Origin of the sequence: Streptosporangium brasiliense (genome assembly GCF_030811595.1) — a bacterium.
Classification (GTDB): Bacteria; Actinomycetota; Actinomycetes; order Streptosporangiales; family Streptosporangiaceae; genus Streptosporangium; species Streptosporangium brasiliense.
Map to the genome: position 1 here is coordinate 626,007 of NZ_JAUSRB010000002.1, position 18,532 is coordinate 644,538.

The window sequence follows — 18,532 nt, forward strand, 5'->3', positions numbered from 1 at the left end:
TTGCGGATGAGGGGCGGCTCCTTCGCGGGGCGGAGGAATCCGCGCCATCCGGTAGGTAGTGTCCGACCATGACTATCCTCGCCACCGAGGGACTGACCAGACGTTTCCCCCGGGTGACGGCACTGGACCGGCTCACCGTCACCGTCGATCCCGGCGTGACCGGCCTGGTCGGCGCCAACGGCGCGGGCAAGTCCACGCTGATAAAGATCCTGCTGGGCCTGCTCGAACCCTCCGCCGGAGGCGCCCAGGTGCTCGGCATGGACGTCACGACCCACGGCGCCGAGATCCGCCGGGCCGTGGGTTACATGCCCGAGCACGACTGCCTGCCGCCGGACCTGTCCGCCACCGAGTTCACCGTGCACATGGCCCAGATGTCGGGCCTGCCGCGCACCGCGGCCCGGGAGCGCGCCGCCGACGTGCTGCGCCACGTGGGACTTTACGAGGAGCGCTACCGCGCGATGGGCGGTTACTCGACCGGCATGAAGCAGCGGGTCAAGCTGGCCCAGGCCCTGGTGCACGATCCGCGCCTGGTCCTGCTGGACGAGCCCACCAACGGCCTCGACCCGCAGGGCCGCGACGAGATGCTCGCGCTGATCCGCAGGATCGGCACCGAGTTCGGCATCAGCGTGCTGGTCACCTCCCACCTGCTGGGCGAGCTGGAGCGGGTCTGCGACCACGTCATCGTCATCGACGGCGGCAGGCTGCTGCGCTCGTCGTCCATCTCCGAGTTCACCCAGAACACCCAGACCGTGGCCGTGGAGGTCGAGGAGGGTCAGGAGGCCCTGGCGGCGCGCCTGGCCGAGCTGGGCGAGACCGTCACCGTCCACGGCCGGATGCTCCTGGTCGGCATCCGGGCGCCGGAGACCTTCGACACCCTCCGCGACGCCGTCTGCGATCTCGACCTCTGCCTCGTCCGCATGGAGCAGGGCCGCCAGCGCATCGAGGACGTCTTCAGGGAGCCGGTCAATGTCTGAGCCGACGGGTGTCATCCACGACATCGGATACCGCCACTACGAGGGGGTGCGGCTCGGCCGTGCCCACGCCGCCGTGTCGCTGGCCGTGCACAGCCTGCGCGGGGTGTTCGGACTGGGCCGCACCGCCCGCTCGAAGATCATCCCGTTCCTGCTAGCGGGCGTCATGATGCTCCCCGCGGTCGTCTCCATCGCCGCCATGGCGCTGATCAAGCAGGAGGTGATCGGCTACACCGCCTACGCGGTCACCATGCAGGCCGTACTGGCGATCTTCCTCGCCTCGCAGTCCCCATACGCGGTCGCGCCCGACCTGCGCTTCCGCGTGCTGCCCCTCTACCTGTCGCGCCCGGTGACGCTGGCCGACTACGTCGGGGCGAAGCTGGCGGCGATGGCCGTGGCGATGTTCCTGCTGCTGGCGGTCCCGCTCACCGTGCTGTTCGTCGGCGAGGTGGTCATCGACCTGCCCGGGCCGGCGCACACCACCGCCTACCTGACCGGCATGGCCGGGGCCGTCGTCTACGCCGTGCTGCTGTCCTGCCTCGGCGTGGCCATCGCCTCCTTCACCCCCAGGCGCGGTCTGGGGGTGGCCTCGGTCATCGCCTTCTACCTGCTCACCTCGGCCGTCTCCACCGTCGTCGCCGCGACGATGGAGTCGGTGAACAACTACACCGCCGCCGCGTGGGCCTGGATGATCAACCCGTTCTTCCTCGTCGACGCCGCGGTGCAGGTGGGGATCTTCGGCGCGGCCCCCGCGGCGCCCACCACCTACCCGACGGGGGCGGGCGTGGCGGTGACGATCCTGATACTGCTCGGGCTGATCGCGCTGTCGGTGACCGCCCTGATCCTGCGCTACCGGAAGGCGGCCGCGCGATGAGAATCGAACTGGCCCAGGTCTCACGCTGGTACGGCAACGTGGTCGCCGTCAACGACGTCACCATGACCATCGGCCCGGGCGTCACCGGCCTGCTCGGCCCCAACGGCGCGGGCAAGTCCACGCTGCTGCACATGATGGCCGGCTTCCTGGCCCCCTCCGGCGGCACGGTGACCCTGGACGGCACGAAGATCTGGCGCAACCACGAGGTCTACCGCTCGATCGGCCTGGTCCCCGAGCGGGAGGCCGTCTACGGCTTCCTCACCGGCTGGCAGTACGTGCTGTCCAGCGCCAGGCTCCACCGCCTGCCCAACCCCGACGACGCCGCGCGCAAGGCGCTGGCCATGGTCGAGATGGAGCCGGCCAAGGACCGCAGGGTCGAGACCTACTCCAAGGGCATGCGCCAGCGCGTCAAGGTCGCCGCCGCGCTCGTGCACGACCCGGAGGTGCTCCTGCTCGACGAGCCGTTCAACGGCATGGACCCGCGCCAGCGGCTGCACCTGATGGACCTGATCGGCGCCATGGGCACCGCGGGCAAGACCATCCTGTTCAGCTCGCACATCCTGGAGGAGGTGGAGCGGGTCGCCCAGCACATCGAGGTCCTGGTCGCCGGCCGGCACGCCGCCTCCGGCGACTTCCGTGAGATCCGCCGCAGGATGACCGACCGGCCCCACGTGTTCCGGGTCCGCTCCAGCGACGACCGCCGCCTGGCCTCGGCCCTGATCGCCGACGCCTCCTCGGGGTCGGTCTCGCTCACCGGGGCCGGCCTGGAGGTGCAGGCCGTCGACTTCCGCCGGTTCACCTGGCTGCTGCCCCGGATCGCCCGGGACAGCGGCGTGCGGGTCTGGCAGATCTCCCCGGCCGACGAAGACCTGGAGAGCGTCTTCTCCTACCTGATCAACAGGAGCAGCTGACCATGAACGGTGTCATCGCCGGAATCTCCTACCGGGCGCTGCTCGGCCGCCGGCGGGTCTGGCTGCTGGTCATGCTGCCGCTGGTGCTGATCGGGCTGGCCCTGCTCCTGCGGCTGATCGACAGCGGGGGCGAGAACGCCACAGTCACGCTCATGCGGACCTTCGCCGTCGGCACCATGCTGCCGCTGCTGGGCCTGATCGCGGGGACCGGCGTGATCGCGCCCGAGATCGACGACGGCACGATCATCCACCTGCTGGCCAAGCCGATCTCCCGCCCGGTCATCGCGCAGACCAAGTTCCTGGTCGCCGCCTCGGTCCTCGCGCTGTTCGCCGCCGTGCCGACGTTCGTGGCGGCCTACCTGCTGGTCGGCCTCGAATCCGGGATCGCCTACGGCTTCGCCCTCGGCGCCCTCGTCGGCGGCATCGCCTACGCCGCGGTGTTCATGCTGCTGGGCGTGCTCACTCGCCACGCGGTGACGATCGGCATCGCCTACGCGCTGGTCTGGGAGGGCGTGGTGGGCAACTTCGTCCCCGGGGCCCGCAGGTTCTCCATCCAGCAGTGGGCCCAGTCGGTCGCCGACCAGCTGTCGTCCTCACCGTTCCTCACCACCGAGATCACGCTCGGCTTCGCCGTACCCGCGCTGCTGGCCGTCACCGTCGGCGCCGTCGTCTGGGCCGGCCAGCGCCTGCGGAGCTTCTCCCTCACCGGCGACGAGTGACCGCGCGTGCGCCCTCCGCCGCGGGGGCGCACGCGCACGGCCCGGCCGGGCCGAGCGCGCTCGGAGCGGCCGGGACGGATCGTACTCGGAGCGCGCTTGGATCGGTCGGGGCCCACCGCGCTCGGAGCGGCCGGACCCCGGGTGTGACGGCGGGGCTCGGGATCCGGGGGCTCCGGGGGCGGGTCGTCACGAGGGCGACCGCCGACAGCGGTCGCGGAGCCTGGCGAGGAGGCCGGTCCGCAGCCCGAACGCCACCAGGATCAGCGTCCCGGCCGCCACCAGGAGATACCAGGGCCGGACGGCCGCCGGCACGGCCGCCCCGTGGGCGGCGGCCGCCGCCGCGGCGCCGGCCGGCAGCTCGTCGGAGTGGGTGGCGCAGACGATCGGCCGGTCGGCCGCCTCGGTGCTCGCGCAGGCGACGGTGGCCAGGCGCAGCAGGTCGTCCGGCGTGGCCTGCACCTCGGCGGTGGTGTGGAAGGCGGTGTCCTTGCCCGCCTTCAGGTCGACGGTCCAGACGACCCGCCCCGGCTCCGCCTCGCCGTGGCGGTCGGCCGACAGGAGCTTCAGCCCGGCCGGCAGGCTCTGCGTCAGCCGCAGGTCGTCCGCGTCGGCCGTGCCGGTGTTGCGGACGGTCACGGTGTAGCTGAGCCGGTCCCCCTGCCGGGCGCTGGTGCGGCCGTTGTCGACGCTGATGCTCAGCGTGGGGGCCGTCCCGGCGGTCTCCCCGCCCCGGTCCCCGCCCCGGCCCTCGCCCGGGGACGGCCTGTGCGGGGACGCCGCCGCGGGTGCGGCGAGGGCGACGAGGATGAGGACGAGGGCCGCGCCGGCTCCGCGGCCGGCGGCGCGCCGTACGGCTCCGCTGGAACGGTTGTCTGCCATGGCTTCTCCTTCGCGTTGCTCACGGACTCGGGTTACTCGGGGACTCGGGTTACTCAGGGGCGCGGAACTCACGGGCTCCGGACTCACCGGCTCCGGACTCACGGGCTCCGGACTCACGGGCTCGGATCTCGGGACCCGGGGCTCGGGGACCGGCGGGCACGGTGGCGCGGTGGGCACCGTGGGCGCGGTGGGACGTCGGCGGCGGGTCATCTGGCCGTCACGACGTAGTCGATCGTCGCCGTGTAGCGGCCGGACGGCACGAAGGGGATGTCGACCTCGTAGTCGTTGCTGAGGCCGTCCCCGCCCGGCGCCGACGGGAGCGACTGCCCGTACACGAGCACCGGGTCGGTGGTGGACAGGGACCGGAAGGCCGAGGTGCCGTGCTCGCGCACGCGCAGGCTGGCGATCGGGATGCGGGCGCTCTCGCCGGGCCGTGCCGGGACGAGTTCGGCGGCCGTCGCCCGCGCCGTGACGGTGTAGCCGTCGACGCTGTTGGTGACGACCGTCATCGTCACCACGTCCTCGCCCCGCACGGTCGTGTCCGGCAGGCCGGTCAGCGTGAATCCGTCGCTCAGCCCGGCGATGGTGATGCTGGTGGCCGTCACGGGGAGCACCACGGAGCAGCGCGGGTCGGTGCCGCCGGCCGGGCAGGTGCTGCCGGTGGAGGCCGAGGTGACCCGGTTGCCGAGCTCCGCGTCCCCGGTGGCCGGGTCGGCGACGGTCACGCTGAAGGTGACGACCGCGCTGGCGTCCACGGGCAGCGCGCCCGTCCAGGTCAGCGCAGGCTCGGCGTAGACGACGGTGCCGGTGGTGGCGGTCGCGTCGCCGTTGTAGGCCGCGTCGTCCAGCACCCCGGCCAGCGAGTCGGCGAAGGCGGCGGCGTCGTAGGGCGCCTCGCCGGTGTTCGTGGCCGTGATCGTGTAGTGGACGGTGCCGCCCGCGACGACGTCGCCGCTGGTGTCGGCGGCCTTGGTGATGCTGAGCTCCGGGGTCAGGACGGTGACGGTCACCGTGCAGCGCGGGCCGGTCCCGCCGGCCGGGCAGGTCGAACCGGGCGCGGTGGAGACGGCGGTCCCGGTCAGCGCCTTGTCGCCCCGGACGGGGTAGGCCACGGTGACCGAGTAGGTGACCGTCACCGTGGCGCCGACCGCGAGGTCGCCGGTCCAGGTCAGCACCGGCTCGGTGAAGGTGACGGTGCCGGTGGTGGCGGTCGCGTCGCCGTTGTAGACCGCGTCGTCCAGCACCTCCGCGAGCAGGCCGGTGATCGTGGCCCCGGGCTGGTCGGTCTCGCCGGTGTTGGTGGCGGTGACCGTGTAGCGGACGGTGCCGCCCGCCACGACGGTCCCCCGATCGGCGGTCTTGGTGACCGTCAGTTCCGGCACGAGCAGGCGGACGAGCGTGGCGCACGCCGGCGCGGTGCCACCGGCTGGGCAGGTGCTCCCCGGGGCGTCCGAGGTGACGGCGTTGCCGAGGACCTTGTCGCCGGTGACGGCGGCGTTCACCGTGACGGAGTAGGTGATCGTGGCGCTCGCCCCGACCGCGAGGTCCCCGGTCCAGGTCAGCGCCGGCTCGGCGTAGGCGAGGACCCCGGTGGTGGCGACGGCGTCGCCGCCGTAGGCCGCGTCGTCGAGCAGGCCCTCCAGCGCGTCGGTGACGCTCACCCCGGTGTACGGCGTCTGCCCGGTGTTGGTGATCGTGATCGTGTAGCCGACCGTGCCGCCGGGAGTGGTGGTCGGGGTGCCGGCGGTCTTGACGATGTCCAGGGCGGGGATCAGCACGGTGACGGTCACGCTGCAGGCGGGGTCGGTGGAGCCCACCGGGCAGGTGCTGCCCGGCGCCGAGGAGGCGACGGCATCGGTCATGACCCTGTCCCCGGTGTCGGGGTCGTCGGCGGTGACCGTGTAGGTGACGGTCACCGTGGCGCCGACCGCGAGGTCCCCGGTCCAGGTCAGCACCGGCTCGGCGTAGACGAGGACCCCGGTGGTGGCGACGGCGTCGCCGCCGTAGGCCGCGTCGTCCAACACCCCGGCCAGCACGTCGCTGACGCTGATGCCGTTGTAGACGGTCTGGCCGGTGTTGGCGATCGTGACCGTGTGGCGCACGGTGCCGCCGGGGGTCGTGGTCGCCCGGTCGGCGACGGTGGAGACGGCCAGGCCGGGGATCAGGACGGTCACCGTCGGGGCGCAGGCCGGGTCCGTGGTGCCCGCCGGGCAGGTGCTGCCCGACGCGCCCGACGTGGCGGTGCCGGTGAGCCGCCTGTCGCCGGTGTCGGGGATGTCGACGGTGACCGAGTAGTCGATGGTCGCCGACTCCCCGACCGCGAGGTCCCCGGTCCAGGTCAGATCGGTCCCGGCGAAGGTGACCGTGCCGGTCGTGGCGGCCGCGTCGCCGCCGTAGGCCGCGTCGTCCAGCACCCCGGCCAGCGCGTCGGTGACGCTCGCCCCTGTGTACGGCGTCTGCCCGGTGTTGGTGACGGTGATCGTGTAGCCGACCGTCTCACCGGGTGTGGCGGTGACGGTGTCGGCGACTTTGACGATCCTCAGGGCCGGGACGAGCACGGTGACGAGCGTGGTGCACGCCGGGGCGGACCCGGTGGACGGGCAGGTGCTGCCCAGGGTGTCGGAGACGACCCGGTTGACGATCCGCTTGTCGCCCGGGTCGGGGTCGCGCGTGGTGACCGAGTAGGTGATCGTGGCGCCCGCCCCGACCGCGAGGTCGCCGGTCCAGGTCAGGTCGGATCCGGCGAAGGTGACCGTGCCGGTCGTGGCGGTCGCGTCGCCGTTGTAGACCGCGTCCGGGAGCACCCGGGTGAGGCGGTCGGTCACCGTCGCCCCGGTGTACGGCGTCTGGCCGGTGTTGGCGACCGTGACCGTGTAGGTGACCGTGCCGCCGGGCGTGACCGTGGTCCTGTCCGCGCTCTTGGAGACGGACAGGACCGGGGTCAGCACGGTCACGGTCGCGCCGCAGGCCGGGTCGGTGCTCCCGGCGGGGCAGTTGGTCCCCGGGGTGTCGGAGGTCAGGACGGCGGTCAGCGCCTTGTCGCCCGGGTCCGGGTTCCGCACGGTCGCCGAGAAGGTGACGGTGACGGTCTGGCCGACCGCGAGGGGGCCCTGCCACCGGGCCTGGCCGCTGCCGGGCACGAAGGTGAGGTTGCCCGCCGAGGCCGTCCCGTCGCCGTTGTAGGTCGCGTCGTCGAAGACGCCGGCCAGCAGGCCGTCCACGACGGCGTCGCTGTAGGGCGTCTGCCCGGTGTTGGCGACCGTGACCGTGTAGCCCACCACCCCGGCCGGGACGGCCGTGGCGGCGTCCGCCGAGGTCGTGATCGTGATCCTGGAGATCAGGACCTCGTTGGAGCAGCGGGGGTCGGAGCCGCCGGCCGGGCAGGTGGTGCCCGCGGTGGTGGAGGTTACCGCGCTGGTCAGCCGCTGGTCGCCGGCGCCCGGGGCGGCGGCGGTGACGGTGTAGGTGACGGTGGCCCCCTGGCCCGGGGCGAGGCCGCCGGTCCAGGTCAGGGTCTGGCCGGCGAAGGAGACCGAACCGGTCGTGGCCGTCGCGTCACCGTTGTAGACCGCGTCGTCCAGCACCCCGGCCAGCGCGTCGGCGAACGTGGCGGCGGCGAAGGGGACCTGCCCGGTGTTGGTGGCTCTCACCGTGTAGGTGACCGTGCCGCCGGGCGTGGTCGAGGCCCGGTCGGCGGTCTTCACGATCGTCAGCGCGGGGGTGAGGAGCACGACCCTCGCGCTGCACGCCGTGTTCCCGCTGGCGGGCGGGCAGGTGCTGCCGGCCTCGGCGGACACCGCCGAGTTGGTCAGGAGCTTGTCCCCGGCGCTGGGGGCCTCCGCGGTGACGGTGTAGGCGACGGTCGCGCTCGCGCCGACCGCCAGGTCGCCGGTCCAGGTCAGGATCTGGCCGGCGAAGGAGATCGAGCCGGTCGTGGCCGTCGCGTCGCCGTTGTAGACCGCGTCGTCCAGCACGCCCGCGAGCGAGTCGGTGACGGTGGCGCCGGTGTAGGGGGTCTGGCCGGTGTTGGCGACCGTGACCGTGTAGGCCACGGGACCTCCAGGGACGGCGGCGCTCCGGTCGGCGGCCTTGGTGACCGTCAGCTCGGGGACCAGCACGTTGACGACGACGGTGCAGCCGGGAGCGGTCGCCACGGGGCAGGAACTGCCCTGCGCCGTGGCGACCGCGGTGAGGGGGATCACCCGGTCGCCCTGGTCGGGGTTGTTCACCGTGACGCTGCCGGTCAGCGTGACGCTGCCGCCCACCGGGATGTTCCCGGTCCAGGTCAGCCCGTCCAGACCCAGCGACAGCGATCCGGACGTGGCGGCCTGGTCCCCGTTGGGGACGGCGTCGTCGAGGCCGTCCACTCCGTTGAACAGGACGCTGATCCCGTTGTACGGCGTCTGCCCGGTGTTGGACATCACCGTGGTGTAGTGCACCACGTCGCCCGGTCTCACGGTCGGCGCGTCGGCCGTGGTCGCGATGGACAGCCTGGCCACGGTCACCGTGGCCGTGCAGCGCGGGTCGTCGCTGCCCACCGCGCAGTTGCCGCCCGGCGACGCCGACACCAGGGTGTTGGTGAGGATGTCGTCACCCGCGCCCGGGGAGCCGGCCGTCACCGAGTAGGTGACCGTGGTCGATCCGTCCGCCGGGACGTTCCCGGTCCAGCTCAGGAGCGGGCCGACGACGGTGACGAGGCCCGTGCCGGCCGTGGCGTCGCCGTTGTAGGCGGCGTCGTCCAGCACCCCGGCGAGCTCGTCGGTGAACGCCGCGCCGGTGTAGGGGGTGAGCCCGCTGTTGCTGATCGTGATGGTGTAGGTGACCACCTGGCCCTGCGCGGCCGAACGGGTGTCTGCGGACTTGTCGAACGTCAGCGTCGTCGCCTGGGTGACCGGGACCCGGGCCGCGCAGCGCGGGTCGTCCCCGCCGGCGGGGCAGGTGGTGCCGGGGGTCGTGGAGGTGACCGTGCTCGCCAGGTCCCGGTCACCGGTCACCGGGTTGTCGACGGTGACCGTGTAGGTGATCGTGGCGCTCGCCCCGACCGCGAGGTCGCCGCTCCAGCTCAGGTCGGTCCCGGCGAAGGAGACCGAACCGGTCGTGGCCGTCGCGTCACCGTTGTAGACCGCGTCGTCCAGCACGCCCGCCAGCGCCTCGGTGAACGACGCCCCCGTGTAGGGGAGCTGCCCGATGTTGGCGGCCGTGATCGTGTAGGTGATCGTGCTCCCCGGCACCGCCGACGTGGGGCTGACGCCCTTGGTGATCGTCAGGGCGGGGACGAGGACGATCACGTTGCCGGTGCACCTCGGGTCACCGCTCGCCGGGGCGCAGTTGCCGCCGGTGGTGGGCGAGGAGATCGTGCCGGCCAGGTTCCTGTCGCCGGGGTCGGGGTCGCGGACGGTGACCGTGTAGGTGATCGTGGCGCTCGCCCCGACCGCGAGGTCGCCGCTCCAGCTCAGGTCGGTCCCGGCGAAGGAGACCGAACCGGTCGTGGCCGTCGCGTCGCCGTTGTAGACCGCGTCGTCCAGCACGCCCGCCAGCGCGTCGGTGAACGACGCCCCCGTGTAGGGGAGCTGCCCCGAGTTGGTGGCGGTGACCGTGTATCCGACGGTGCCGCCCTGGACCGTGGTGCCGGTGTCGGCGGCCTTGGTGATCGTCAGGGCGGGGACCAGCACGTCGAGGTGGGCCGTGCAGCGGGGGTCGGAGCCGCCCGCGGGGCAGGTGTTGCCCGGCGCGTCGGAGACCAGCGTCCCGGTCAGGACCCGGTCGCCCGTCGGCGGGTTCTTGACCGTCAGGGTGCCGGTGATGGTGACGACGCCTCCGACGGGGATGTTCCCGGTCCAGGTGATGCGCGTGGCGTCGAGGACGAGGGTGCCCGAGCCGGCGACCTGGTCGCCGTTGGGGATGGCGTCGTCGACGGTGCCGGCGGTGGCGCTGAAGACCCTGATCCCGGTGTAGGGGACCTGGCCGGTGTTGGTGAAGGTGGCGTTGAGGCGGACCACCGAGCCGGGGGCCGCGCTGGTCTGGGCGTAGCTCTGCTCCAGCACGAGGCGGGCCACCGGGACCGAGACGGCGCACCTGGGGTCGGTGCTCCCGGCCTGGCAGTTGCTCCCCCGCGCCGCTGAGACGGCGGTGCTCGCGAGCAGCGCGTCACCGGGGTCGGGGTCGCGCACCGTGACCGAGTAGGTGATCGTCGCACTCGCCCCCACGGCCAGATCGCCGGTCCAGCTCAGGTCGGTCCCGGCGAAGGAGACCGAACCGGTCGTGGTGGTCGCGTCACCGTTGTAGACCGCGTCGTCCAGTACGCCCGCCAGCAGGTCGGTGACGGCCGCGCCGGCGTAGGGCGTCTGCCCCGAGTCGGTGACGGTGACCGTGTAGCGGACGGTGGAGCCGGGCGCCGCCGTGGATGCGTCCGCGCCGGCGACGACGGTCAGCTCCGGCACCAGGACGGCCACCGACGTGGCGCACCGGGTGTCGGCGCTCCCGGCGGGGCAGTTGCTCCCCTGCGCGGAGGAGACCGCGACGGTGTCCAGCCGCCGGTCTCCGGGGTCGGGGTCTCGCACCGTGACCGAGTAGGTGATCGTCGCACTCGCCCCCACGGCCAGATCGCCGGTCCAGGTCAGCGTGGAGCCGGTGACGCCGGCCGAGCCGGTCGTGGCGGCCGCGTCGCCGTTGTAGGCGGCGTCGTCCAGCACCCGGGCCAGAGACTGGGTCACCTGGGCGTCGGTGTAGGGGGTCTCCCCCGTGTTGACGACCGTGATCGTGTGGGTGACCGTGCCGCCCGGGGTGACCGTCTGGGCGTCGACGGCGTCGGTGATCGTCAGGGCCGGGACCAGGACGGTGACCACGGTGAAGCAGCCGGGTGAGGTCGCGCCGATGACCGGGCAGGTGCCGCCGGGCGCGGCGGAGGTGATGGAGGTCCGCAGGACCTTGTCGCCGGTGACCGTGCCGTTCACCGTGACCGAGCCGGTGATGGTGACCGTCGCACCGACCGCGATGTCCCCGGTCCATATGATCGTGCCGTCCGGGGCCAGGCTGAGGCTGCCCGCGTCGGTGGTGAGGTCTCCGTTGTAGGTCGCGTCGTCGAGCAGGTCGGTGATGTCGAATCTGGCGCTGACGCCGGTGTACGGGGTCTGCCCGGTGTTGGCCAGCGTGACCGTGTACGGCACGACGTCTCCGGGGACCGTCGTCGACGCGTCCGTGGCGGTGGTGATCGTCAACTGCGGGACGAGGACCGTCACGGCGGTGGCGCAGCCGGGGTCGGCGCTCCCGGCCGGGCAGTTGCCGCCGGCGGCCGGCGAGGTGACCAGGTTGGCGAGCGTCCTGTCCCCGGGATCGGGGTCGCGCACCGTGACCGAGTAGGTGATCGCCGCACTCGCCCCCACGGCCAGATCGCCGGTCCAGGTCAGCGTGGAACCGGTGACGCCGGCCGAGCCGCTGGTCGCCGCGGCGTCGGCGTTGTAGGTCGCGTCGTCCAGCACGCCGGCCAGCGCGTCGGTGACCGTCGCGGCGGTGTACGGCGTCTGCCCGGAGTTGGTGACCGCGATCGTGTAGCGCACGACGGATCCGGGGGTCGTGGTCGAGGTGTCGGCCGCCTTGGCGACGGTCAGGCGGGGGACCAGGACCGAGACGCTGGTCGAGCACGCGGGTGCCTGGTTGCCCGGCGGGCAGGTGTTCCCCGGCGCGGTGGAGACGATTGAGGTCCGCAGAGTCCTGTCGCCGGGGTCGGGGTCCCGGACCGTGACCGACCCGGTGACGGTGACCGTCTCCCCGAGCGCGAGGTCGCCGGTCCAGGTGACGGTGCCGTCGGGGTTGAGTACGGCGCTGCCCGACGTCGCGGCGGGGGTGCCGTTGAACGTGGCGTCGTCCAGCACGCCCGCCAGGGAGGCGGTGAAGCCCGTCGCGGTGTACGGCGTCTGCCCGGTGTTGGCGGCTGTGAACGTGTAGCGCACGACCGATCCGGGGGTCGTGGTGGTGACGTCCGCGCTGCTGGTGATCGCCAGCGCCGGGACCAGGACGGTGACCGTCGCGGCGCACTGCGGTCCGGGGTTCCCCGGCGGGCAGGTGCTGCCCGGGGTGCCGGACAGGACCGTGCCGGTCAGGCTGCGGTCGCCGGGGTCGGGGTTGCGCACCGTGACCGTGTAGGTGACGGTCGTGCTCGCGCCGACCGCGAGGTTCCCGGTCCAGGTCAGCGTGGAGCCGGCGGACGACAGGGCGCCGCTGGTCGCGGTCGCGTTGCCGTTGTAGACGGCGTCGTCCAGCACGTCCGCCAGCGGGTCGGCGAAGGTCGCCCCGGTGTAGGCGGTCTGGCCGTTGTTGGTGGCCGTGACGGTGAAGCGGACCGTCCCGCCGGGCGTCGCCGTCGTGACGTCGGCGGTCTTGACGATGGACAGCCCGGCGACGGTCACCGTGGCGGAGCAGCGGGAGTCGGCGCCGCCGGCCGGGCAGGTGCTGCCGACCGTCGGCGAGGTCACCACGTTGGCCAGCACCTTGTTGCCGGTGTCGGGACTGTTCACCGTGACCGAGTAGGTGATGGTGACGGTCGCGCCGGCCGCCACGTCGCCGGTCCAGGTCAGGGTCTGGCCGGCGAAGGAGAGCGAGCCGGTGGTGGCGGTCGCGTCCCCGTTGTAGACCGCGTCGTCCAGCACGCCCGCCAGCGCGTCGTTCACCGTGACGCCGGTGAAGGCGCTCGGCCCGGTGTTGTCCACGGTGATCGTGTAGCCGACCGTGCCGCCGGCGACCGCCGAGGAGGTCCCGGCCGTCTTGACGATGACCAGGGGACCGACCGTGACGACCAGCGTCACCGACCTGGCGGCGCTCTGGCCGTTGGCGTCGACCACCTGGAAGGTGACCGGGTGGCTGCCCACCGTGGTCGGGGTGCCCGACAGCACACCGGTGGCGGCGTTCAGGGTCAGCCCCGGCGGCAGACTCCCCGCACTGACCGACCACGTGTACGGCCCGACGCCGCCGCCGACGGTCAGCGGGACGCTGTAGGCCACCCCGGCCTGCGCGGCCGGCGGCGCGGGGAAGGTGAACGACGGCTGGGCCACGATCGTCAGGCTCACGGCCTCGGTGTCGCTCTGGTCGCGGGCGTCGACCACCCGGGCGGTGAAGGAGTAGGTGCCCGCCGCGGTCGGGGTGCCCGACAGCACACCGGTGGCGGCGTTCAGGGTCAGCCCCGGCGGCAGACTCCCCGCACTGACCGACCACGTGTACGGCGCGGTGCCCCCGCCGACGGTCAGCGGGACGCTGTAGCCGACGCCTGCCTCCCCGCCCGGCGGCGCGGGGAAGGTGAACGACGGCTGCGGCGCGATGACCAGGGTGACCGCCCGGGTGGTGCTCACGTTGCCGGCGTCGACCACCCGGGCGGTGAAGGAGTAGGTGCCCGCCGCGGTCGGGGTGCCCGACAGCACACCGGTGGCGGCGTTCAGGGTCAGCCCCGGCGGCAGACTCCCCGCACTGACCGACCACGTGTACGGCGCGGTGCCCCCGCCGACGGTCAGCGGGACGCTGTAGGCGACGCCCGCCTCCCCGCCCGGCGGCGCGGGGAAGGTGAAGGCGGGCGGAGAGTTGGGGGTGGCGGCGGCCGAGCGCTCGGACGGCTGGCCGGGTCCGGCCGCGTTCACGGCGGCCACGGTGAAGGTGTAGGCGGTCCCCGGGGTCAGGCCGGTGACGGTCTGGGTGGTCGCGGTGCCGAACGTCTGGGTGGGCTGGGCGACGCCGTCGACGTAGGGGGTCACGACGTAGCCCGTGATGGCGCTGCCGTTGCTCGCCGGGGCCGTCCAGGTGAGAGTGGCGGAGGAGGTCCCCGCGGTGAGCGCGGTGATGGTGGGCCGACCTGGGACGTCGTAGGGGACGACCGCGTTGGAGGCCGGGCTGGCCGATCCGGTGCCGACCGAGTTCACCGCGGCGACGGTGAAGGTGTAGGACGCGCCCGCGGTCAGCCCGGTCAGCGTCCGGGTGGTGGCCGAGGCGTTGAAGGTCACCGGGGTCTGCGCCACGCCGCCCAGGTAGGGGGTGACGACGTAGCCGGTGATGGCGCCGCCGTTGTTGGCCGGCGCCGTCCAGCTCACCGTCGCGCTGGTCACCCCCGCCACGGCCGTGGGCGCGGCGGGCGCCGAGGGGCTGGCGACGTAGGTGTAGGCGGCCGAGGCGTCCAGGCCCTGGGTGACGACGTTGATGTTCACCGTGGCGTTGGCGGCCCTGGAGGGCATGGAGGGGATGGTCAGCGTGCCGTTGGCGTTGACCGTGAAGCAGCCGCTGGTGGCCCCGGACGCGCAGGGCGGCAGGACGACGGGAGTGCCCGCCTCCTGCTGGGCGGTGGTGCCGATCTCGATGGCGGTGGCGTTGGAGATGTTCGTGCCGCTCACGGTCACGGTGTTGCCACCGCCGATCGAGCCGAGCGCCGGGCTGACGGTGATGCCGGTCGGCGCCGACGGGAGGGTGCCCGCGGTCGTCGACGACGAGTAGCCGGGGTTGGCGTCGACCGAGGACGCCGTGGCCACGGTCGTGCTCTGGATCAGCGCCGGCGTGACGCCGCTACCGGTGACGATGCCCACCACGGTGAGCGCCGGCAGCGTCGCCCCGGCCGCGAACGGGCCGTTGCCGTTGGTGCAGGTTATGGATCTCCCGGACGGCGCGGCGCAGACCCATCCCGTCCCGTACGCGCCCACGGGCACCGTGCCGGACGGCAGGGTCTGGGTGATCGAGATCGGTGAGGCCTCGGCGAGGCCCGCGGCGACGCCCGCGGCGACGGAGTAGGTCACGGGGTCGCCCGCCTGCAGCGTCGTGGCGTTGTAGCTGGTCTGCGCGACCGTCAGCTCGGGGACGGCGCTGATCGTGGAGACCGTGGCCTCGTCGATCTCGTGGAAGTCGGTCACGCTCCCGGTGGAGGCCACCCAGCCGAACGCGAGCTGCCGGGGGATGCCGCTGGAGTTCAGCCAGCTCGCCGGGTAGAGGCCGGAGGTGACCGAGGGCAGCGTGCCGGTCAGCGTCCTGGTCGCGCCGCCCACCAGGGTGACCAGGACGCGGTAGCTGTTGGCCGGCACCGACATGCCGGCGGCGGTGGTGAGGACCGAGCCGGTGGGGTTGATGCCCACCTGGACCGGGACCGCCGTACGGCTGCTCGCCCGCAGGGCGAGGGCGCTGGAGCTCGTCGAGGTGGCCGTGCTGTTGATCGCGCAGTATCCGACGGTGCCGTTGCCCGGCCCGCGGACCAGGACCTGGCCGGGCACCCGGACGCTGCCCGTCCCGATGTAGGCGGGGTTCGTGCAGCCGCTCCCCTGGTAGGTGCTGTTGCTGAAGTTCCCGTAGACGTCGAGGCCGATGCCGAGGTAGCCGTAGGCCAGGCCGGACAGGCTGCTGGTGGCGGAGTAGCCCAGCGCGCCGCCCAGCTGGCCGATGTTGGCCGGGGACTGCGGGTTGGCCGGATCGACCGCCGCCAGCACGAAGGTGATGCCGTCGGCCCCGCCGCCGCCGTACTGGTAGGTGTTGAACGCCACGTCGAGCCCCTGCGAGGTGGGCACGCTGGCGGCGCTGAAGACCCCGCCCGCCTTGCTGGTGGTCGCGTTCGTCAGGCGCAGCTTCCCGGAGCCCGCGCTGTCGGTGCTGGTGGTGCAGCTGCGCAGGACGCCGGTGCTGCTGTTGCCGGAGGCGGTCAGGCACGCGAAGTTGGTCGTGCCCGTGCCGCTCGGCAGCGCGGGCAGCACCACGCTGCCGGTCCCGCCGGCCGTGTTGTTGTGGAAGGGCTGGTTGAACAGGACCGTGCCGGCCGCCGACGCGGCCGTCGGCGCCAGCGTGGTGGACGTGCCGGTCAGCGCCGAGCCGGTCATGGCCAGGACGAGGATCCGGGCGATCGACCTTCTGTACCGGCCGTACCCGCCGTACCGGCGCGCCCGGGTGCCCGCGGCGAGGCGGCCGCGCCGTCCGGGCCGCGTACCCGCGCGGACGGCCCCGTTCATCGCCGCCCCTGTGAGCCGGGCGGCGCCGCCCGGCTCGGGCGGGTGGGAACGGTCATGGGCGCGCCCATGACCGTTCCCACCCGCGGGTCCGTCACCTCGGCCGGGCCGGGGACGGGGACAGCGATGGACAAAGGAACGCCAATCCCTTGATTGCTCATGACGGTGACGGCTCTCCGCCCGCGGGGTCCTCGCGGACAGGGCACCGCGGTGGCCTGCGGACCCCGGGGCGTCCGCCGGTGCCGACCGGCCGGGTGTGACGACGGCCCGGCCCGGCCCGTCTCGGTGAGGGCCGCGTGCTCGGCGGGAGCCGGCGGAGGCAGGGAGCGCCCTCGACGGGCGCTGGGGAGCGGGTGGGGATCAGCCCGTCGGACCGGCCGCCGTGACCACGGGCGCGCCTACGGGCACGGGCCGTCTGGAAAGCGCCCGCCGAACTGTGCAGGATGCCAGCATTCGTCCCTCATCCGTTCGCCAGCGGCGTCCCTGGAAGGGAGCCTCGTCTCTGTCCGCCGGTGGCGTCCTCGGAAGGATCTCCACCGTGATCACTCAGAGTTTCCGATCAGCCACTTTGCGTGTCAACGAAGGAGAAAAGTCGGCGTGGCGCAGGATGGGGACACGCCGGCGGCCACGGCTCATGCGGCGGTGACAGCGGTGCCACCACGGCGGCAGCGGGACATTGCACACTCAACCCACCCGAACGGCGCCGTTCCACGGCTGCCCACCAAAGGGGGCACGGCCGCGGGTGCCCGGGTACGGCGGGGCGGCCGTGGCCGTCGTCCGGCCCGGCCGTCCCACACCTTGACCGAGCGATGAACTCCAGCCACCCTGCCCTCGCCCGGCGCGTGCCGGGCGAGGGTCACGGGCGTGTTCAGACGCAGGCCGTACGGACGACGTCCGCCAGACGGCCCGCCATCAGCTCGGCCTGCTCGGCCGAGGCGGCCTCGACCATGACGCGGATCATCGGCTCGGTGCCGCTCGGGCGGATCAGCACCCGGCCGGTCTCCCCCAGCTCCGACTCCGCCGCCGCGACCGCGGCCGACAGCTCCGGAACCGAGGCCTTCGCCCGGTCCACGTCCTTGACGTTGATCAGGATCTGCGGCAACCGGGTCATCACCGACGCCAGCTCCGCCAGCGACCGGCCCTCACGCGCCATGACCGCCAGCAGTTGGAGCGAGGTCAGCAGACCGTCTCCGGTGGTGGCGTGGTCGAGCATGAGGACGTGACCGGACTGCTCCCCGCCGAGGTTGTAGCTGCCGGCCTTCATGGCCTCCAGCACGTAACGGTCGCCCACGGCGGTCTCGACCACGTCGATGCCCGCGTTCTTCATCGCGAGCTTGAAGCCCAGGTTGGACATGACCGTGGCGACCACGGTGTCTCCCGCCAGCTCCCCCCGGGCGTGCATCGCCAGGGCGAGCACGGCCATGATCTGGTCGCCGTCGACGACCTCGCCGGTGTGCGAGACCGCCAGGCAGCGGTCGGCGTCGCCGTCGTAGGCGATCCCGACGTCCGCGTTGCGGGAGACGACGACCTGCTGGAGCTTGTCCAGGTGGGTGGAGCCCACCCCGGCGTTGATGTTGAGGCCGTCGGGGCGCGCCCCGATGGTCTCCACCGTCGCGCCGGCCCTGCGCAGCGCCTCGGGGGCCACCGTGTGGGCGGCGCCGTGGGCGCAGTCGAGGACCACGTTCAGGCCGGTCAGGTCACCGGAGAGCGTGGACAGCACGTGGGACACGTAACGGTCGGCTTCGCCGTGCGCGTCGCGCACGCGGCCGACCGAAGCGCCGACAGGGCGCTCCCACTTCTCACCGAGCCGCTGCTCGATCTCGTTCTCCACCGCGTCGGGCAGCTTGTAGCCGCCGCGGGTGAGGAACTTGATCCCGTTGTCCGGGGCGGGGTTGTGGGAGGCGGAGATCATCACGCCCATGTCGGCTCCAAGAGCCGTGGTGAGGTATGCGACCGCCGGGGTGGGCAGCACGCCGAGCCGGAGAACATCCACGCCAGACGACGCAAGGCCGGCGACCACAGCGGCCTCCAGGAATTCTCCTGAAGCCCGCGGGTCCCGGCCCACGACGGCGACGGGGCGGCTGTGCCGCCCGGCGCTGGCATTGAACGCCCCGGCATCGCCGAGGACATGAGCCGCGGCCACGGACAGGTCCATGGCGAGCTCGGCCGTGAGGTCGCTCCCCGCGACCCCACGTACCCCGTCGGTGCCGAAAAGGCGCCCCAA

General features: G+C 73.2%; 7 protein-coding genes. 4 read left to right on the plus strand and 3 right to left on the minus strand.

Features of this window, described 5'->3' with window-relative positions; all coding sequences use genetic code 11:
- Positions 1-68: 68 nt before the first annotated feature.
- From J2S55_RS11245 to J2S55_RS11260, 4 genes are read left to right on the plus strand one after another with little or no spacing between them, the layout of a single operon-like run.
- Positions 69-974 carry an ABC transporter ATP-binding protein gene (locus J2S55_RS11245; RefSeq protein WP_306859541.1) on the plus strand — a complete coding sequence of 302 codons (906 nt, stop codon included), beginning with the start codon at positions 69-71 and terminating at the stop codon, positions 972-974.
- Positions 967-1,845 carry an ABC transporter permease gene (locus tag J2S55_RS11250; RefSeq protein WP_306859543.1) on the plus strand — a complete coding sequence of 293 codons (879 nt, stop codon included), beginning with the start codon at positions 967-969 and terminating at the stop codon, positions 1,843-1,845. Before J2S55_RS11245 ends, J2S55_RS11250 begins: the two co-directional genes overlap by 8 nt.
- Positions 1,842-2,756 (plus strand): ABC transporter ATP-binding protein, encoded by a 915-nt coding sequence (locus tag J2S55_RS11255; RefSeq protein ID WP_306859545.1) that lies wholly within the window; start codon positions 1,842-1,844, stop codon positions 2,754-2,756. Before J2S55_RS11250 ends, J2S55_RS11255 begins: the two co-directional genes overlap by 4 nt.
- A gap of 2 nt (positions 2,757-2,758) precedes the next feature.
- Positions 2,759-3,475 (plus strand): ABC transporter permease, encoded by a 717-nt coding sequence (locus J2S55_RS11260; protein WP_306859547.1) that lies wholly within the window; start codon positions 2,759-2,761, stop codon positions 3,473-3,475.
- Between the two features lie 186 nt (positions 3,476-3,661).
- Here the strand turns inward: J2S55_RS11260 and J2S55_RS11265 are convergent, their stop codons facing one another.
- The 3 genes from J2S55_RS11265 to glmM all read right to left on the minus strand — a co-directional run bounded on the left by J2S55_RS11265 (position 3,662) and on the right by glmM (position 18,532).
- Positions 3,662-4,354: a hypothetical protein gene (locus J2S55_RS11265; RefSeq protein ID WP_306859549.1), complete on the minus strand. Its 693-nt coding sequence runs from the start codon at positions 4,352-4,354 to the stop codon at positions 3,662-3,664.
- A gap of 206 nt (positions 4,355-4,560) precedes the next feature.
- Positions 4,561-16,311, minus strand: a complete 11,751-nt coding sequence (locus J2S55_RS11270; RefSeq protein WP_306859551.1) for a DUF7927 domain-containing protein — start codon at positions 16,309-16,311, stop codon at positions 4,561-4,563.
- Between the two features lie 865 nt (positions 16,312-17,176).
- Positions 17,177-18,532: a phosphoglucosamine mutase gene (gene glmM / locus J2S55_RS11275; protein ID WP_306859552.1), complete on the minus strand. Its 1,356-nt coding sequence runs from the start codon at positions 18,530-18,532 to the stop codon at positions 17,177-17,179.